Source organism: Flavobacterium sp. CF136 (genome assembly GCF_000282055.1).
GTDB lineage: Bacteria > Bacteroidota > Bacteroidia > Flavobacteriales > Flavobacteriaceae > Flavobacterium.
In genome coordinates this window covers 204,124-221,017 of record NZ_AKJZ01000007.1, presented here as the reverse complement: position 1 = coordinate 221,017, position 16,894 = coordinate 204,124, and the positions used below count along the sequence as shown (strand labels likewise).

The following is a 16,894-nucleotide window of genomic DNA, read 5'->3' as shown; positions in this document are numbered from 1 at the left end:
ATAAAAATTGTCCCGATAAACATCGGGATTTTTTTTGTTTAAAAAATTGTCAGCTAATTTAGCTTTGACTATTTTTTCGCCATGAATTGCATCAATTCCACGAATTTGTATTTTGTTTGTATGATAAGTATAAAATTCGTGATAAATTTGTACAATTCATGGCTGTTCTATTTTTAGAATAGGTTTTCGAATAGTTATATTTTTCATCATTTAAATCTACTTGTTTTGGGACTTAAAGAAGGAATTCGTTTTATTACTTTAAAATCGGTTGGGCAATACATTAACTTTCTAAGTTATGTACATTCGCAAAAAGCCATAGACCTTTCATATGCACTTTTCAGCCAGCCACGTATTGGCAGACTGAGAAAAGAAAGTTTGCCTAAAGTACTTAAGCACGCAGAGACAGAAACCTTTCATCATAACGAACACCATTTTCAAACATATGTATGGAAAGGGAACGAAACCAAAATTTTACTTGTTCACGGATGGGAAAGTAATGCTTCACGATGGGAAAAAACCTTGCCTCACCTTCAAAAAACAGGAAGTACAATTATTGCCATTGATGCTCCCGCACACGGACAAAGCAGTGGTAAAGAATTTAACGTTCCGCTCTATGCCGAGTTCATAAATAAAACAGTAGAAAAATATCAGCCGGATATTATCATCGGTCACTCCATTGGTGGAGCTGCGTGTGTGTATCATCAATATTTATTCCCGAATACGAGTATCAATAAAATGGTTATTCTTGGAGCTCCTTCTGATCTAAAAACACTAATCGACAATTATGTTTCCATGCTGAGTTTAAACACCAAAATGTTTTCACTTTTAGAAAGCCGTTTTATGAATCGTTTCAACTTTAAACTGGAAGATTTTTCAGGACAAAAATTCGCTTCAGAATTTAACATTTCTGGATTAGTAGCTCATGATATTTCAGATGATGTTGTTTCTTTTGAAGAAGGTAAAAAAATTGCCAGTAATTGGAAAAACAGTCAGTTTATCGAAACCAAAGGTTTAGGTCACGGAATGCACGATGATGAACTGTATCAGAAAGTGATTGAGTTTTTGTTTTCTGAAGGGAAAGTTTAAAAGTTATGTGTTATAAGTAAATCGGTGCACAACAAAAAAAGATTTCACAATCTAAAATTTACATTATAAAACTATAGTGCAATCTTAAAATTCTTCAATAACTCCTTTTCCCCTTTTCCAGTAATTATCATGGCTCTGGAATCTTTCGTTCTTCTGAGCCAATCTTCGGCTATCATTTTATTCAGCAGTAAGGCGCCAATTGAACCAGCGATATGATTTCGTCTTTCGCTCCAATCAAGACAAGGTTTTAAAAATATTCTTTTTTGTTTTTGGGCCTCTTCAATATTAATTCCAAAACGGGAGAACCATTTTTCTCCTTCAGGGCTAATTTCGTATGCATTATTTTTTTCTATAATTATCTTTTGTTCCAATAAACTATCGGTTAAGGCAACTCCAATTTTTCCGGCCAAATGATCGTAGCAAGTTCTGCAGAATTTTATTGGAGGATAATTTTCAGGTTTATTTTTTAAGGAAACTTCCGGTTTCGGAACCAGATTCGCCATGGCTTCAACTGCATACGCAACTTCTTTATTCGAAAATCTATAGTATTTATGACGGCCTTGTTTTTCTACACAAAGTAAATCGGCTTCAAGAAGTTTTCCTAAATGCATACTTATATTTTGTGGAGAAGTATTTGCACTAACCGCTAATTCTGTTGCAGTAAAAGCCCTTCCGTCAAGCAAAGTCCATAGGATTGAGGCACGGGTTGGGTCGCCAATTAATGATGCCGTTTTTATAAATTGATCTTCCATTTAAATATCATAGTTAATTCCGGAGTGAAGTATTGTATTGTAAAGTTAAATAACTTTGACAAAAACATTCTATATGAGTTCTACTTTATTCCTTCAATCTGACACCAACAATCCTTATTTGATATATAAAACCATGTTAGAAAAACATCCGGTTTATTGGGATGAAACGAATAAAATATGGGCAATATACTCTTATGAAGATTGTATTTCTATTTTGAAAAATCCCAAGGCTCAGATCCCTGCAATCAATCCAAACAATGAACAAAAACTTAATCAATATTCCTTAGAAATTTTCAATAATTTAGCCCGGTTATCAAACGGAATTCAACATGATATAGCAAGAGAAATTGCAACGTCGCTATTTTCAAATATAAATTCAGTTGACATCAATTATATAATTTCTCAATTAATAAAAAATGATTTAGCTGAAAATAAAATTGACTGGGTAAATTCGGTTTGTAAAAAACTCCCGATCCTTGTTCTCTTAAAAAGTTTTGGTTTTGAAGAAAATGACTGTGATTTTATTTCAGATAAAATTGAATTTTTTACCAAAATAATGCTTCCGAATAAAACAAAAGAACAAGTAAAATTGATTAATGATTATTCTGAAAAATTCTATTCAATAGTCGAAAAACATCTTTTTTCTTTGGCTTTTTACAAACCGTTACTAAGTAAAATTTCAGAAAAACACAACATTCAATTCGATGAAATTATTCCGATAGTTGTTAGTAATTTAATCGGATTATGTATTCAGAGTTTTGATGCTGGCCGGGGAATTCTGAGTAATTCATTTTTGCAAATCGTCCAAAACAAAAACATTTCAGATAAAATAGCAATAGAAAAATCGGTTATAGAAACTTTGCGATTTGATCCGCCGATTCATAATACGAGAAGAATTGCTACTGAAGATTTTCTCATTGGCGAAAGCCTAATTAAAAAGAATGATGCGATTTTAATTATTCTCGCATCAGCAAACCGTGATTCGGTAAAATTTGATAATGCGTTAAGTTTTGATATGGAGAGAAACAATAACAATGAAAATCTAACTTTCGGAATTGGCAGTCACATGTGCCTGGCGAAATATTTCTCGATTCATTTGGCTACTGAAGCTTTATGGTTTTTATTTGATCAATTTAAAACCATTACACTTTTAGAAAATAATATTCAATACGAACAAATGATCAATGCCAGATTACCAAAAATAATGTGGATTTCATTACAATAAAAAATAAAAATATGATAGCTGTAATTTTTGAAGTTATTCCGAACGAAGGAAAAAAAGAAGAATATCTTGATATTGCCGCAAGCTTGCGCCCGGAATTAGACCACATTGAAGGTTTTATATCAATAGAAAGATTTCAGAGTTTTAGTAATCCCGAAAAAGTATTATCCTTGTCTTTTTGGAAAGATGAAGAAAGTATTCAGCAATGGAGAAATCTCGAAATGCATCGTCATGCACAATCCAAAGGCAGAAATGGGATATTTAAAGATTATCATTTAAGAATCGCCACTGTAGTTCGAGATTATGGAATGTTCGACAGAACAGAAACGCCAAAAGACAGCAAGGGTTTTCATGATAAATAGAACAGGTTCAAAGTTGCAAAGAAACAGAAGGACAACCTCATCGTCTTTGATTTAAAAGCCGATAAACTCTAAATCCATTAATCTAAAAATCTAAGAAGTCTAATTTTTAACTACTTTTGCATTATGGAAGAGAATTTAAAACGCCTTAATAAATTCATTGGAGAAACAGGTTATTGTTCCCGCCGGGAAGCGGATAAACTTATCGAAGAAGGACGTGTAACAATAAATGGTGTTGTACCTGAAATGGGGACCAAAGTTTCGCCGGATGATGAAGTACGTATAGATGGAAAATTAATCGTGGAGAAACACGAAAAAATGGTGTATTTGGCTTTCAACAAACCTGTTGGGATCGAATGCACAACCAATTTGGAAGTTCGAAACAATATTGTAGATTATATCAATTACCCAAAGCGTATTTTCCCTATTGGAAGATTGGACAAAGCCAGCGAAGGATTAATTTTCATGACTAACGACGGTGATATTGTAAATAAGATTTTACGCGCCAGAAACAATCACGAAAAAGAATATACAGTTACGGTAAACAAACCCATTACTGATCGTTTTATAGAGCGAATGGGAAATGGAGTCCCTATTTTAGATACGGTTACCCGAAAATGTAAAGTAGAACAAATCAGTAAATACACTTTCAAAATTATCCTTACGCAAGGATTGAATCGTCAGATTCGTAGAATGTCTGAGTATTTGGGTTATGAAGTTACGGCATTAAAACGTATCCGAATAATCAATATTTCATTAGATGTTCCGGTTGGCCGTTATCGCGATTTAACAGATGCTGAGATTAAGGAGTTAAATCAATTAATCGAACCTTCAAGTAAAACTGAAGAGGCAAGTTTACCAAAAGCAGAAACTCCAAAACGCAGGACAGAATTTATTTCAAAATACGATCCCAGATTTAAGAAAAAAGGAGATTATTAACAATCTCCTTTCTTTTATAGCAATGTTGCCTACTACTTCAGTATTCTAAAGTTTTTTACAAAGTCTTTGTATTTATCACTTAAGGTTACTTTATGATTTCCTTTTAAAATAACCAGATTATCATTAACAATTATTTCTTCTATTTTGCCCGCGTTTATGATATAGTTTCGATGGGTCTGAAAAAATTTTGTTGGATCCAAAAGCTGAATAATTTTAGTCAGCGATATCAGAATTACAAATTTTTCGGCTTCTGTAATGATATTACAATATCGGTCTTCAACTTCAATGTATACGATATCCTTAATTTGGACTTTCTTTAAGGCTTTATTTTTTTTAATAAAAAGAGAATCATTACTTACAACCGTATTTTGATCCTCGCTGTGAAAAGCATTTGCCTGATCATAAAATTTTTCTACTGCCATTTCAAGCGCATATAAAATCTCAAGTTCATTAAATGGTTTCATTAAAAAACTAAAAGGCTTTGTAAGTTTAGCCCTTTCAAAAATCTGACGGTCTTTAGAACTCGTTAAAAAAACAAACGGCTTTAATCCGTTGGGAATAATATTTATCGTCTCGGCAAAAGTAATTCCGTCCGGTTTTCCATCCAGAAAAACATCAATAACTACGATATCAATCGCATTGTTATAAAACAATGTCAGTGCTTCATTATAAGTAGCGGCAACTCCAACAATATTATAATTATTTTCGTCCAGCACTTTTACAAGTGCATCACTTTCTGCAGGAGTATCCTCGACAATAAGTACATTTATATTATCCATGATTTTTGACCTTAGGTAAAGCTATAATTATTTTAGTTCCTACATTCTCTTCACTTTCTATATCAAGTTTGCCTCCATTTTTATGAATCATACTTTTACAAAGCTGTAAACCTAAACCGGTTCCTATTGCATCGTCATTTTTCTTTTTAGAAAGTAAGACAGTATCTTTTAACAATTCATCCCTAGTTAATTTATTCATTCCAAGACCGGTATCTTCAATAACTAAATAACATAAATCCTCAGATGAAGGGCGTGTATAAATAGAAATCATTCCATTTTCTTTAGAGAATTTAATGGCATTGTCTAACAGGTTCCTGATAATTATTTTGAGTGAATCCATATCAGCAAACACATAATCTACAGTAGAAACATCATTTTTAAAAATGATGTTTTTATTTAACATCAAAGGCTTATAATTATATTCTACATGCTGTACAATTGACGCAAGATGCAATGATTCCTGAAAAAAGTAGGCTTGCTTGGTTTGTAACAACGCCCAATTGAGCAGGTTATCCAGCAAATTATAAGCACCGCTGGCAATTGTACTATTCTTATGAAGCAAAACATCAAGTTCTGCATAATTTTTATTCTCCAGATTTTCTAATAATTTACCATTACTCGTCTTTAAGGCATTTACCGAAGATCTCAAATCATGACTAACAATAGAAAACAATTTATCCTTTGTAGCGTTTAATTCATCCAACTGATTCTTTTGAGCTAAGATTATCTTGTTGTTCCTAATTTTTTGCCTGTAAAAATAGACTCCTGCCCCAAACATTACGAATAATAAAATCGAAGAAATGAGTAACCCATTTCTTTCGGCTATTTTTACTTTATTCTCAGCTTCAAGAACGTTAACTTCTTTTTGCTTTTGCTTTATGGCAAATTTCTTTTCGAGATCTGCAATTGCCCAGACTTTGTTTTGGTCGTTTAAGGAATCTTTCCAGGCTTCGTATTCTTTTCTGTAGGTTAAAGCCATTGGAAAATTTTTCCTATTTTCTTCTACTGCTGCCATATTTTTGGCTGCAGCTCTTTTTAAATCGAATGATTTTACTTTTTTGGATAAATCATATGCTTTTTCAAAATAAGGAATTGCCTGATCATCTTTATATTGTTGGTAAAACAAATTTGCAATATCCATATAAGAACCGATGAGTAATAGTGTATCTTTTTCTATTTCCTGCAATTTAGAACTTTTGAAGAGATATTCTTCCGCTTTATCAAATTTCCCAAGATGTAAATGACATAAACCAATATTATGCAAAACAGTACTATGTTGCATGTCATAAGCTATTTTTACTGAGAATTTTTCGACTTGCTGGAAATACTGCAAAGCTTTTTTAAATTCTTTTTGGTCTAATGCAATTTCACCTAATTTCATTTTCACTTTATAAAGAAATCGAAAATTATTCGAAATTTCACTAAACTCTTTTTTAGATTCATTAAGTAACTTTTTTTCCTGAAAACTAATCCCTCTAAAATAATGAGAGTAATCTATAAGCTCTTTATTTTTTGAATTATTTATTTCTTTCATTGAGTAAACCAAAGTTGAATCCCAATTGCTCTCTCTAAAAAACGTTTGAGCTTTATCAAAATTGACACTTTTGAATTGCCGGGATTTTGCTTTAATTTCTATATTCATTAAGGAGCCTACATGTTGTGACTCCTGAGAAAAAAGAAAAAAGGAAACAAAAAATAATATTGAAGAAGTAAACGATTTAATTTTAATCATTTATACTGTTATACTTTATATTTTACCTAATAATGAAGGTGTTACAAGATTTACCTATATTGCTTTATTACACTAATTATGTAAATCTTCGTTTATTAATTATCCGTGTTGCACAGTAGTTTCTGTTCCTCTCGAAGTTTCAGGATCAATATCCCAAAGGAAAGTTTGAATTGTATTAATACTCTTAAATGCATCTTCTCCATAAGGATCTTTTTCAGCTTTAAAACTTATCTCATAAACATCAAAGTCTTTACTTATAGCATCATCTATATCATAAGCTATAAAAAATTGTAACTGACGTTCTCCTTCAAGATTCACATACCAATTTTGATAAATCATAAATTCTAATTTATCATCATTTAATGGTGTATGAGTTGATACCAAAAAAACAGCTCTAACCTGAAGTGTTTCCGAATCTGTAAAAGTAGCCTGAACTATAGGAGCGAAAGGAATTTTTGAAGCATTTTCAGGAAAGATTACAGGTTGTTGCGTTAGTTTATTTTTAGTTGCTTTTTTAATGCATTTACCTGGTGGATAGATTTTGTCAGTTGGTGATTTTAGGGTAATGTTTGTCATGGTAATAGTTTTTTAAGTTAAATTTATATTTTTAAGAAATATTACGCTTAAGTAAACACAATAATCGCAAATTTTCAGTATCAAATATAACAAACATTTTCTTAATAAGTTTTATCTATTTGTAATATTCTTAATAAATATCCGCTCAAAATGTTTATTAAAATTTTATTTAAATTAATTATTTGTTTAATAAAAAAATCCTACTCAAAATAGAATAGGATTTTACTTGTTTCTTTATTTGCTATTCTTCAAAAACTCATAATACAAAGGCTTAGATAAAAAAGATTGTTTCTGATAAGAATCAATATCCTTTTCTCTTGAAATTTCACTTAATTCTCCATCCAGATTATGCATTAAAAAATACTCCCTGCGCATTTCATCATTAAAATTTAAACCTCTCAAAAATTTTGGCTCTACTCCTTTATTCACCGAAATATTGTAGTTTGTAATGAGGTTTCCCCAATTCACAAAACTGCATAATAGCACTGTTCCATAAAAATACCAAACCATCTGATTCACCAAATAAGCATTTGTTTTTTGTCTGATAATTTTAAAAAAAGCGAAAAACAAACCAATAATTGCTAAAATCAGGAAAGCATAAACTCCTAATCGTTTATATGTCAATCCGAAAAACGAAATGTATTCTGAGTTTTTAATGATTGTACTTACAATCAAAACAGCATTTAACAGAATCCAAATTTTAGCTAACCCTTTTAGTTTTTTTGCTTTTTCATCAAAATTAAAACCCCCTTTAAAATAAAATAAGATTACTCCAACTGCCATGAGAATAGAAAAAATCACTGAATTTACTCTTTCGTGTGTTGCGGCACTTAATTGAGATTTTTCTATCACTTCAAAAAACTGTTCATAATTGTATGTAACAATAAATACCAAAAGCATCAGGTTTAACAACACTAAAGTAATTTCACCGCTCTTTCTTTCGAAGTCAAGGTCAAGAAATGAAAATGTATTTTGATTCTTGACTTCCGCAATATTGCTGAAATCATTATCTAACAGTTCATTTTTCTCATAACAAACTTCCGGTACCCAGTAATTCCAGAAACTGAATGAAATATAAAATCCAAGACCACCAATTACAACAAGCTGCCAGACATCAATATCTAAAGTATAGTCTGTAAATAAAGAAGAAAAATGATCACTTCCAAAAGAATAGACGATAAAAAACAGTCCTAGAAAAATAGCAGGAATAATAAAAAAGGCTACCAGCTTTTTGGCAAAATTATTATGTATTTTTTTCTCTGGGAGCCATTGACTAAACATAAGAATACGACCCAATGAAGTAATTCCGTTTAAGAAAACTAGCGGAAACATCTGTACTATTTTAAGCTTATTATCCTGCGTTTTAAACTGTAAAAAAAGAACAGACATCGCTAAAGCCAAAAAAGAAGCAAAATCCCCATACCATGCAAAAGCCAGACAAGACAAAACGGATGTGACAACTAAAATGAGATGTAATCTTTCAGAAAACCGATCCTGAAAGAAGTAACAAATTAATCCCGTCAACACCAGGCCAAAAATAGCCAGATTGACACCTAAATCTTCTTTGTAAAAAAGCAGTGTAAAAATTGTACTGCATGCTAAAATAATGTGATGTTTTTTCATAATTGTAGAATTTATTTATTATTGGTCAAATATGTTATTGTCTTATATTTATTGGTATTTGTTTCACAATTTTTCAGTGGCGGCTTCATGATTATAAAATTAAAAGAACTTTGCAATTCAAAGTATTTGGATAAAAAAATTTGGTTATTAAGATTTCATTAATTTTTCAAGATATGACAAATGCTCTTTAAAAGCGGCACGTCCTCTATCGGTAACACGGTATGATGTTTTTGGTTTTTTGCCAACGAACTCTTTTTTTACTTCAATATATTCAGCTTTTTCTAAAGCTGAGGAATGGCTGGCTAAATTACCGTCAGTGATATTCAAAAGCGTTTTCATTTCGGTGAAATCAATCCAATCATTGACCATCAGAATGGACATAATACCTAATCTGACACGGCTTTCGAAATCTTTATTTAATTTATCAATGATTCCCATTGGTTTACTTGTATTTTTTGAACATTACTAATCCGTACAAGATATGTAAAATACCAAAACCTGTGATCCAAAAAATCAAACCATATTCGATAAAAAAAAGAGAAACTGCTCCTAAAACAAGTTCACAAAAACCTAAATATTTTACATCTGAAAAAGTATATTTTTCAGCATTTATAAGTGCTAATCCATAAAAAATCAGCATTACCGGCGCTATTAAACCATAAATTCCGTGGTATATTAAAGCCATACAGAAAACACCACCTGCTAAAAGTGGCACCACTAAATTGAACAACATCTTCTTTGTAACTGAAGTCCAAATTGGTAAATCGTATTTTTTGCTTTTTCTAATAGTAAAGAAAATTCCAAAAGCAAAAGCGAATACCAAAACTATAAAACCTGTTAAAACTAAATCAGAAATCAGCTCAATTGGAAGTATCAGATCTTTTCTATCAAAGTACTCAATTCCGTTAGTTCTAAATAACTGATAAACATATAATCCGCCAATTAAAGCAGATAAACCTGCAAAAACTCCTGAGAGGCCGCTTAGTGATATAAATCTTGAAGAGCGCTCCATCATGGAACGAATATGTGCTAAATCTTCTTGGTGCTTCTGATTCATAATTAAAGTACTTTGTACTGCAAAGTTATATTTTATTTTGAAATGACAAACTAAAAATTGATTTTTTTATTTAATCACATAAAAATTTATAAGCACAAGGTTTTGAAAAAATTGCAGGGCTGAGAAGTTCTTATTAACTAAGAGTTGCGTGAGGGATAGAAGGAGGCTACCGAAGTAGCGCGGATAGCCCGGCCGCATCCCGATAAGAGGGCCAATACCCACAAAGTAAGTTTGCCCTCTTATCGGGATGTGGTCACGCCCAAAGTATAAAAACAACAAAGCCTATTCAAACGAACAGGCTTTTATATTATTCAATTTTTAGTTTTTATTAAAACCATCTTCTTCTTTTGAATAAGAACACTCCAAAAGCGGATAACACGACAGAAATTAAAAGCAGGATCCAAATACCGTATTTACTTTCTTCTAAACCATTGGGAACGTTCATCCCATACAAACTGGCAATCAATGTAGGAATCATTAAAATAATAGAGATTGAAGTCATCTGCTTCATTATATTATTCATATTATTGGAAATCACAGAAGCATAAGCATCCATCATTCCCGTAAGAATGTTGCTGTAAATATTAGCTGTATCCTGTGCCTGGCTCAATTCAATTTCAACATCTTCCAATAAATCTAAATCATAATTGGCTTTTTGGGCTTTTAAGTTTTTAATTCTATGAAACAAGACATCATTCCCCTTTAAGGATGTAATAAAAAATACGAGGCATTTTTCAATCTGAAGCAGAGCTTGTAGTTCTTCATTTTTAATCGATTTCTCTAAATTATCTTCTGCGAGTTTTATCTTTTGGTTGATTTGTTTCAGATATTTTAAATACCAAACACTCGAAGACAATAATAATCTCAAGACTAGATCAAAATTATCTTTAATCTCAATATTTTTTCTTTGTGTGTAAATCACAAAATCAGAGATGATTTCTATTTCATAAAAACTTATTGTAACACAGACATCTTCTTTAAAAATCAATCCCACAGGAATAGTTTGAAAAGGTAATTTTACATCATTGCTTTTTACAGGAACTCTCAGAACAAACAGCATCCAGCCATCTTCTGATTCCATACGGGGTCTTTCATCAATGTCTTCAATATCGTTGTAAAATGCTTCGGGAATTTGAAGTTCTTCTAATAAATATTTTTTTTCTGCTGCTGTTGGAGATTCAATATTAATCCAGCAATTAGGAGTCCATTCCTGGATTTCGATTAATCCGTTGTTGTTTTTTTTGTAAAAGGCTTTCATTTCAAGATACCAGGGTTTTATAATAGCATTTTGAAAAGATTCAAAAGCTATTTTCAGTTTACGTCCATTTGGAGAAGTTTTTTTTAAAGTGCTGCAAAAATATCTTTTATTTTTAAAACAAGAAACTTTAAACTATTAATTATATATTAAAAACGACAAAGCCCATTCAGTCGAATGGGCTTTGTTTATTGATATTTTATAAAAAATTATTTTTTTGCACTTCTCATTTTACGGGCCAAAAGTGTATTTTTAAGCAACATAGCAATTGTCATTGGTCCTACTCCACCAGGAACCGGTGTAATAAAAGAAGATTTCTTGCTTACTTCATCAAAATCAACATCTCCGGTAATAACATATCCTTTTGGATTTGAAGCATCATCAACTCTTGTAATTCCAACGTCAATAATCACTACACCATCTTTTACCATATCAGCTTTTAGGTAATTTGGAACTCCTAAAGCAGTGATAATGATATCCGCGTTTTTAGTAAATTCTTCGATATTTTTAGTTCTGCTGTGTGTTAAAGTTACTGTTGAATCTCCGGGATTTCCTTTACGACTCATTAAAATACTCATTGGTCGTCCTACAATATGGCTTCTGCCAATAACTACAGTATGTTTTCCGGCTGTTTCTACTTTGTAACGTTCCAACAATTGCATGATTCCGAATGGTGTTGCAGGAATGAATGTCTCCATTTCCAAAGCCATTTTACCAAAGTTAGTAGGATGAAAACCATCTACATCTTTATCAGGATCAATTGCTAATAAGATTTTTTGCTCATCAATGTGCTTTGGTAAAGGCAACTGAACAATGAATCCATCCAGATTATCATCTTCATTCAACTCTTTTATTTTATCAAGCAACTCTGCTTCGGTAATTGTTTCAGGCAGCGCCACTAAAGTTGAATCAAAACCAATTTGCTGGCAAGATTTTACTTTACTTCCAACGTAAGTTAAGCTTGCTCCGTTATTCCCTACGATTACTGCTGCCAAATGAGGTACTTTTCCTCCGGCATCTTTTATCGATTGAACTTCGGCTGCAATTTCGTTTTTAATGTCTTCAGCTGTTTTTTTACCGTCTAGTATTTGCATTATTTTCTAGTTAAATGTTTCAGGTTTAAAGTTTCAAGTTTTAAAATCAAAAACTTGTATTTATTTTATTGAAAAAAGTTTCAAATTTCTGTCTCATAACCTGAAACCAGAAACTTGAAACTTTTTATTTTATTATCTCGGCATCCCGCCTGGCATTCCTTTCATGCCTCCCATCATTTTCATCAGGTTTTTTCCACCCGGACCCTGCATCATTTTCATCATCTTGCTCATTTGGTCAAACTGCTTCATTAACTGATTTACCTGCTCGACTTTCGTTCCCGAACCTTTAGCAATTCTGGCTTTTCTTTTTACATCGATGATCGCAGGCTTACTTCTTTCGATTGGAGTCATCGAATGAATAATCGCCTCAATATGTTTAAAAGCATCATCTTCAATTTCTACATCTTTCATGGCTTTTGAAGCACCTGGTATCATTCCAACCAGATCTTTCATATTACCCATTTTCTTTACTTGTTGAATCTGCGTTAAGAAATCGTCAAAACCGAATTCGTTTTTCGCGATTTTCTTCTGAAGTTTTCTTGCTTCTTCTTCATCAAATTGTTCTTGCGCTCTTTCTACAAGCGACACAACGTCACCCATACCTAAGATACGCTCAGCCATACGATCCGGATAGAAAACATCAATTGCTTCCATCTTCTCGCCTGTACCCACAAATTTGATTGGTTTGTTTACAACCGATTTAATCGAAATTGCAGCTCCACCACGGGTATCCCCATCTAATTTTGTTAAAATAACTCCATCAAAATTCAGGATATCATTGAACGCTTTTGCTGTATTCACGGCATCTTGTCCTGTCATTGCATCAACAACAAACAAAGTTTCCTGAGGCTGAATTGCTTTATGAACCCGGGCAATTTCATCCATCATTTCCTTATCTACTGCCAAACGTCCGGCTGTATCGACAATAACAACGTTAAAACCGTTTGCCTTAGCATGTTTGATTGCATTCTGAGCAATCTCTACAGGATTTTTATTTTCCGGTTCTGAGTAAACCTCAACCCCTATTTGGTCTCCCACAACATGTAACTGATTAATCGCCGCAGGACGGTAGATATCACACGCTACTAAAAGTGGTTTTTTATTCTTCTTAGTTTTTAGAAAATTGGCTAATTTTCCTGAGAAGGTCGTTTTACCGGAACCTTGTAATCCAGACATTAAAATAATGCTCGGATTTCCTGAAAGATTAATTCCTGCAACATCTCCGCCCATTAATTCTGTTAGTTCATCTTTAACTAACTTTACTAATAACTGACCTGGCTGAAGCGTTGTTAAAACGTCCTGACCTATTGCTTTTTCTTTTACTTTGGTTGTAAAATCTTTTGCAATTTTAAAGTTAACATCGGCATCTAATAAGGCACGACGAACTTCTTTTAAGGTATCGGCAACGTTTACTTCTGTAATTTTCCCGTGTCCTTTTAATATATGGAACGCTTTATCTAACTTATCACTTAAATTATCAAACATAATTTTGTTTTCTTTTATTGAAGTGCAAATATAAACTAAAGTTACAAAGTCACAAAGTTACCAACTTGTAAAATTTAGAGAATATGAATAAAAAAACCAGCTTAATTAACTGGTTTATTGTTACACTCTATTTTTTTGACCACGAAAACATATTGCTGTCAGAATTTAAATTTTTCCAAAATAAAGATAGTTCGTAACATTACTAGCCGTTACATATCGCAAACGTATTTGAGAATTATTAAACTCAAATAATTTCCAGTCATTATTCAGTTTATTGAGCAATTCTGTACTGAAATTCACTTTCAATTCTCTAACGTTATTCACTATATTAGTTTCCCATTGACCTGTTACCGAAACCCCATCCTTTGTGGCAACCACCGAATTGTCGCTTTTAAAAACAAATACATATCCGCTGTACAAAGAACTTTTTTCGTAATTATCATATAAACAGGATACTTTCCAGGAATTATTTGTTACTGTCCCTACAAAATCAAGTGTTGTAATGTTATTTTCGGAGCAATTATCAATAACATATTTAATTGCATTTTCAAACTCTAAATTATTTGTAATTGATTTTGTCTGATTATTATAATCTGTTATCGAAATAGGATAACTTAATGCAATATACTGACTGGCATTTAAATTTTTTATAAAATTAAAAAATGCCTGATCATTTGCAATAGTAACAGAACTTGCTTCTTGATTATAACTGTTATAAATATTAATTGTTATTGGATAATTGATGTTTAACCCATTAATTTTGGATAAAAGATCAGGGTAAAGATTCCAATAGTCGATTAATGAATTAAAATCAGCTTGATCCGGAATCAATTTTTCAATATAATTATAATAAACCATTGTAACCGGAAAATTAATTGTCACAATATCGTCATCCGTAGTATTTGCATTGATATTATCCAATACTTGTTGATAATCCGCAGTAGTATTTACAGCAATACTCGCACCATTTACAGTAACCGTATAGGGAAGTTTTATAGTGCAATAGCTAGATTTATCGATTATATTATCCTGTACCGTTTTTACCATTGCAACCCTTTGTAAATAAGAGGTCAGGGGGGAAGCGTTTGTAACTGTTTGTGTATTATAATCCTGCTCTTCTGAATCGCTTTGACAAGAGAAGAAGAACAAGAGGACTACTATTGATAAATATTTTTTAAAACGGAACATATTTATATTTTTACAAATGTAATAAAATTTTAAAAATACTGGTTTCTACACCAGTTATTGCCTATCTTAGAGTGTAAATAATCAAGAAAAATATCTTTTTTACTACAAAACAAATTGCTGTTAACAAAAGTTAAACAAAACCGAATTTAGAATTATGGATAAATAAACATACTCATAACTTTAATAAAACAATTTACTTTGCTTCTACCCTACTTAAATTAAAAACAAATACTTTTGCAGAGTCCAAATTGAAAGATATAACTTGCCAATGCCAAACACGAACCAATCAAATACTTGTGATGAAATAATCTTTTCGTCATTTTTTAAAAGTCACATCAAAGCACTTCGGAATTTTCTTTTTTATAAATTTGGAAATAAAGATCAGGCAGAAGATGTTGCTCAGGAAGCTTTTATTAAACTTTGGCAAAACTGTGCTTCTGTTCCGATAGAAAAAGCAAAATCATACATTTATATCATCGCGAACAACAGTACTTTAAATGAAATTGCGCATCAAAAAGTAGTTTTACGATATGAAAAAAATTTCACTGCCTTAGACAGAACTAACGAAAGTCCCGAATATATTTTGGAAGAAAAACAATTTCAAGCCAAACTTTTGAAAGCCATAGAAAGCTTAAACGAAAAACAGCGTGTAGCTTTTTTAATGCATCGAATTGACGGAAAAAAGTATAGCGAAATTGCCATTGCTTTAAATATTAGTGTAAAAGCAGTAGAAAAACGCATCCATCTGGCTTTGTTAAGCTTACGTAAAGAAATTGATTTATAAAAAGTAGGGTAAATTTAATTTCAATTGTTTTATTATATAATACCAATTACAATGAAAAAAGATCACATATTGGCCAAATGGCTCAACGATGATTTATCGGAGAAAGAATTAGCCGAATTTGAAGCAAGTCCTGATTTCGAAAAATACCAAAAAATTAAAAACTATACGGCTCATTTGGAAGTTGATGATTTTGATGAAGATACGATGTTATCCAATATCCTTCAACAGAAAAAAACAACACAAAAAGTAGTTCCATTATACAAAAAATGGATTTTCCGTGCAGCCGCTATTTTTGTTTTAGGCCTTGGGATTGCTTTTGCGATGAAAAATTTCATTCCGCAAACCCAAATAGCAAATTTCGGAGAAAAAACCACTTTTACATTACCGGATAATTCTGAAGTAGTCCTTAATTCCGGCTCTGAAATAAGCTATAAAAAATGGAATTGGAACAGTAACAGACATCTTAAACTGAAAGGTGAAGCTTATTTTAAGGTATCCAAAGGAAGACGCTTTGAAGTACACACTGCCCTTGGAAAAGTATCAGTTTTAGGAACTCAATTTAATGTTAAAGTTCGAAAAAACAGGTTTGACGTAATCTGCTACGAAGGTCGTGTAAAAGTAAATTATGCTAACACACAAATCATATTAACACACGGGCAAAGCGTTACTTTTGAAAACGGAAAGCAATTCAATAATTCTACAAATTCATCAAAACCGGAATGGATGGACAACCAAATATGTTTTTATAAAGAAAACATCAAAAGCCTGTTAGATGAAGTTCAAAGACAATATAATATTACGACTGTATTAAATACAAAAGATACAAACGCTCTATTTACAGGAAAATTACCCACTGAAGACTTGGATGTAGCATTGCAAATTATTAGCACAACCTATCATTTAGAAGTAAAGAAAGTATCAAAAAATAAAATAATTTTTGACAAAAAATAAATGTTCCGCCCC

General features: G+C 31.8%; 17 protein-coding genes. 6 read left to right on the top strand and 11 right to left on the bottom strand.

Going from position 1 to position 16,894, the window contains the following annotated elements; genetic code table 11:
• Nucleotides 1-225: 225 nt before the first annotated feature.
• On the top strand, nucleotides 226-1,086 hold the full coding sequence (locus tag PMI10_RS02085; protein ID WP_007803970.1) for an alpha/beta fold hydrolase: 861 nt from the start codon (nucleotides 226-228) through the stop codon (nucleotides 1,084-1,086).
• Between the two features lie 71 nt (nucleotides 1,087-1,157).
• Here the strand turns inward: PMI10_RS02085 and PMI10_RS02080 are convergent, their stop codons facing one another.
• A complete protein-coding gene (locus tag PMI10_RS02080) occupies nucleotides 1,158-1,838 on the bottom strand; it encodes an ArsR/SmtB family transcription factor (protein ID WP_007803968.1) in 681 nt (226 codons plus the stop codon).
• Between the two features lie 73 nt (nucleotides 1,839-1,911).
• On the opposite strand from PMI10_RS02080, the gene PMI10_RS02075 reads away from it, so the two are divergent.
• The 3 genes from PMI10_RS02075 to rluF all read left to right on the top strand — a co-directional run bounded on the left by PMI10_RS02075 (nucleotide 1,912) and on the right by rluF (nucleotide 4,358).
• A complete protein-coding gene (locus PMI10_RS02075; protein ID WP_007803965.1) occupies nucleotides 1,912-3,063 on the top strand; it encodes a cytochrome P450 in 1,152 nt (383 codons plus the stop codon).
• 11 nt (nucleotides 3,064-3,074) lie between these two features.
• Complete coding sequence (locus PMI10_RS02070) at nucleotides 3,075-3,422, top strand: antibiotic biosynthesis monooxygenase family protein (protein ID WP_007803963.1); 348 nt, start codon at nucleotides 3,075-3,077, stop codon at nucleotides 3,420-3,422.
• Nucleotides 3,423-3,545: 123 nt separating this feature from the next.
• The gene (gene rluF, locus PMI10_RS02065) at nucleotides 3,546-4,358 is read left to right on the top strand and encodes a 23S rRNA pseudouridine(2604) synthase RluF (RefSeq protein WP_007803961.1); all 813 of its coding nucleotides are present in this window, start codon (nucleotides 3,546-3,548) and stop codon (nucleotides 4,356-4,358) included.
• Nucleotides 4,359-4,390: 32 nt separating this feature from the next.
• Here the strand turns inward: rluF and PMI10_RS02060 are convergent, their stop codons facing one another.
• The 10 genes from PMI10_RS02060 to PMI10_RS02015 form a co-directional block, all read right to left on the bottom strand.
• Nucleotides 4,391-5,137 carry a LytR/AlgR family response regulator transcription factor gene (locus tag PMI10_RS02060; protein WP_007803958.1) on the bottom strand — a complete coding sequence of 249 codons (747 nt, stop codon included), beginning with the start codon at nucleotides 5,135-5,137 and terminating at the stop codon, nucleotides 4,391-4,393.
• A complete protein-coding gene (locus tag PMI10_RS02055) occupies nucleotides 5,130-6,779 on the bottom strand; it encodes a tetratricopeptide repeat-containing sensor histidine kinase (protein WP_238539441.1) in 1,650 nt (549 codons plus the stop codon). The genes PMI10_RS02060 and PMI10_RS02055 overlap by 8 nt, the downstream gene beginning before the upstream one ends.
• Nucleotides 6,780-6,968: 189 nt before the next feature.
• A complete protein-coding gene (locus PMI10_RS02050) occupies nucleotides 6,969-7,445 on the bottom strand; it encodes a hypothetical protein (RefSeq protein ID WP_007803953.1) in 477 nt (158 codons plus the stop codon).
• 234 nt (nucleotides 7,446-7,679) lie between these two features.
• Nucleotides 7,680-9,068, bottom strand: a complete 1,389-nt coding sequence (locus PMI10_RS02045; RefSeq protein WP_007803951.1) for a DUF4153 domain-containing protein — start codon at nucleotides 9,066-9,068, stop codon at nucleotides 7,680-7,682.
• 147 nt (nucleotides 9,069-9,215) lie between these two features.
• On the bottom strand, nucleotides 9,216-9,506 hold the full coding sequence (locus PMI10_RS02040; RefSeq protein ID WP_007803949.1) for a winged helix-turn-helix domain-containing protein: 291 nt from the start codon (nucleotides 9,504-9,506) through the stop codon (nucleotides 9,216-9,218).
• 4 nt (nucleotides 9,507-9,510) lie between these two features.
• Nucleotides 9,511-10,125, bottom strand: coding sequence for a hypothetical protein (locus PMI10_RS02035; protein WP_007803947.1), 615 nt, complete (start codon nucleotides 10,123-10,125; stop codon nucleotides 9,511-9,513).
• Nucleotides 10,126-10,453: 328 nt separating this feature from the next.
• Nucleotides 10,454-11,383, bottom strand: a complete 930-nt coding sequence (locus PMI10_RS02030; RefSeq protein ID WP_007803945.1) for a magnesium transporter CorA family protein — start codon at nucleotides 11,381-11,383, stop codon at nucleotides 10,454-10,456.
• 206 nt (nucleotides 11,384-11,589) lie between these two features.
• Nucleotides 11,590-12,474: a bifunctional 5,10-methylenetetrahydrofolate dehydrogenase/5,10-methenyltetrahydrofolate cyclohydrolase gene (locus PMI10_RS02025; RefSeq protein WP_007803943.1), complete on the bottom strand. Its 885-nt coding sequence runs from the start codon at nucleotides 12,472-12,474 to the stop codon at nucleotides 11,590-11,592.
• Between the two features lie 132 nt (nucleotides 12,475-12,606).
• Nucleotides 12,607-13,959, bottom strand: a complete 1,353-nt coding sequence (ffh, locus tag PMI10_RS02020; protein ID WP_007803941.1) for a signal recognition particle protein — start codon at nucleotides 13,957-13,959, stop codon at nucleotides 12,607-12,609.
• A gap of 165 nt (nucleotides 13,960-14,124) precedes the next feature.
• Nucleotides 14,125-15,147 (bottom strand): hypothetical protein, encoded by a 1,023-nt coding sequence (locus PMI10_RS02015; protein WP_007803939.1) that lies wholly within the window; start codon nucleotides 15,145-15,147, stop codon nucleotides 14,125-14,127.
• A 268-nt stretch (nucleotides 15,148-15,415) separates the two neighbouring features.
• Between PMI10_RS02015 and PMI10_RS02010 the strand changes: the two genes are divergently transcribed.
• Both PMI10_RS02010 and PMI10_RS02005 read left to right on the top strand, forming a co-directional pair.
• Entirely contained in the window at nucleotides 15,416-15,931 is a 516-nt protein-coding gene (locus PMI10_RS02010) for an RNA polymerase sigma factor (protein ID WP_007803936.1), read from the top strand.
• A 51-nt stretch (nucleotides 15,932-15,982) separates the two neighbouring features.
• A complete protein-coding gene (locus PMI10_RS02005) occupies nucleotides 15,983-16,882 on the top strand; it encodes a FecR family protein (protein ID WP_007803934.1) in 900 nt (299 codons plus the stop codon).
• Nucleotides 16,883-16,894: the final 12 nt, after the last annotated feature.

Bases quoted from the DNA above. Each gene is read 5' to 3' on its own strand.
- PMI10_RS02080 (WP_007803968.1), bottom strand. From the start codon at position 1,838: ATGGAAGATCAATTTATAAAAACGGCATCATTAATTGGCGACCCAACC.
- PMI10_RS02075 (WP_007803965.1), top strand. From the start codon at position 1,912: ATGAGTTCTACTTTATTCCTTCAATCTGACACCAACAATCCTTATTTG.
- PMI10_RS02070 (WP_007803963.1), top strand. From the start codon at position 3,075: ATGATAGCTGTAATTTTTGAAGTTATTCCGAACGAAGGAAAAAAAGAA.
- rluF (WP_007803961.1), top strand. From the start codon at position 3,546: ATGGAAGAGAATTTAAAACGCCTTAATAAATTCATTGGAGAAACAGGT.
- PMI10_RS02060 (WP_007803958.1), bottom strand. From the start codon at position 5,137: ATGGATAATATAAATGTACTTATTGTCGAGGATACTCCTGCAGAAAGT.
- PMI10_RS02055 (WP_238539441.1), bottom strand. From the start codon at position 6,779: ATGAATATAGAAATTAAAGCAAAATCCCGGCAATTCAAAAGTGTCAAT.
- PMI10_RS02050 (WP_007803953.1), bottom strand. From the start codon at position 7,445: ATGACAAACATTACCCTAAAATCACCAACTGACAAAATCTATCCACCA.
- PMI10_RS02045 (WP_007803951.1), bottom strand. From the start codon at position 9,068: ATGAAAAAACATCACATTATTTTAGCATGCAGTACAATTTTTACACTG.
- PMI10_RS02040 (WP_007803949.1), bottom strand. From the start codon at position 9,506: ATGGGAATCATTGATAAATTAAATAAAGATTTCGAAAGCCGTGTCAGA.
- PMI10_RS02035 (WP_007803947.1), bottom strand. From the start codon at position 10,125: ATGAATCAGAAGCACCAAGAAGATTTAGCACATATTCGTTCCATGATG.
- PMI10_RS02030 (WP_007803945.1), bottom strand. From the start codon at position 11,383: ATGAAAGCCTTTTACAAAAAAAACAACAACGGATTAATCGAAATCCAG.
- PMI10_RS02025 (WP_007803943.1), bottom strand. From the start codon at position 12,474: ATGCAAATACTAGACGGTAAAAAAACAGCTGAAGACATTAAAAACGAA.
- ffh (WP_007803941.1), bottom strand. From the start codon at position 13,959: ATGTTTGATAATTTAAGTGATAAGTTAGATAAAGCGTTCCATATATTA.
- PMI10_RS02015 (WP_007803939.1), bottom strand. From the start codon at position 15,147: ATGTTCCGTTTTAAAAAATATTTATCAATAGTAGTCCTCTTGTTCTTC.
- PMI10_RS02010 (WP_007803936.1), top strand. From the start codon at position 15,416: ATGCCAAACACGAACCAATCAAATACTTGTGATGAAATAATCTTTTCG.
- PMI10_RS02005 (WP_007803934.1), top strand. From the start codon at position 15,983: ATGAAAAAAGATCACATATTGGCCAAATGGCTCAACGATGATTTATCG.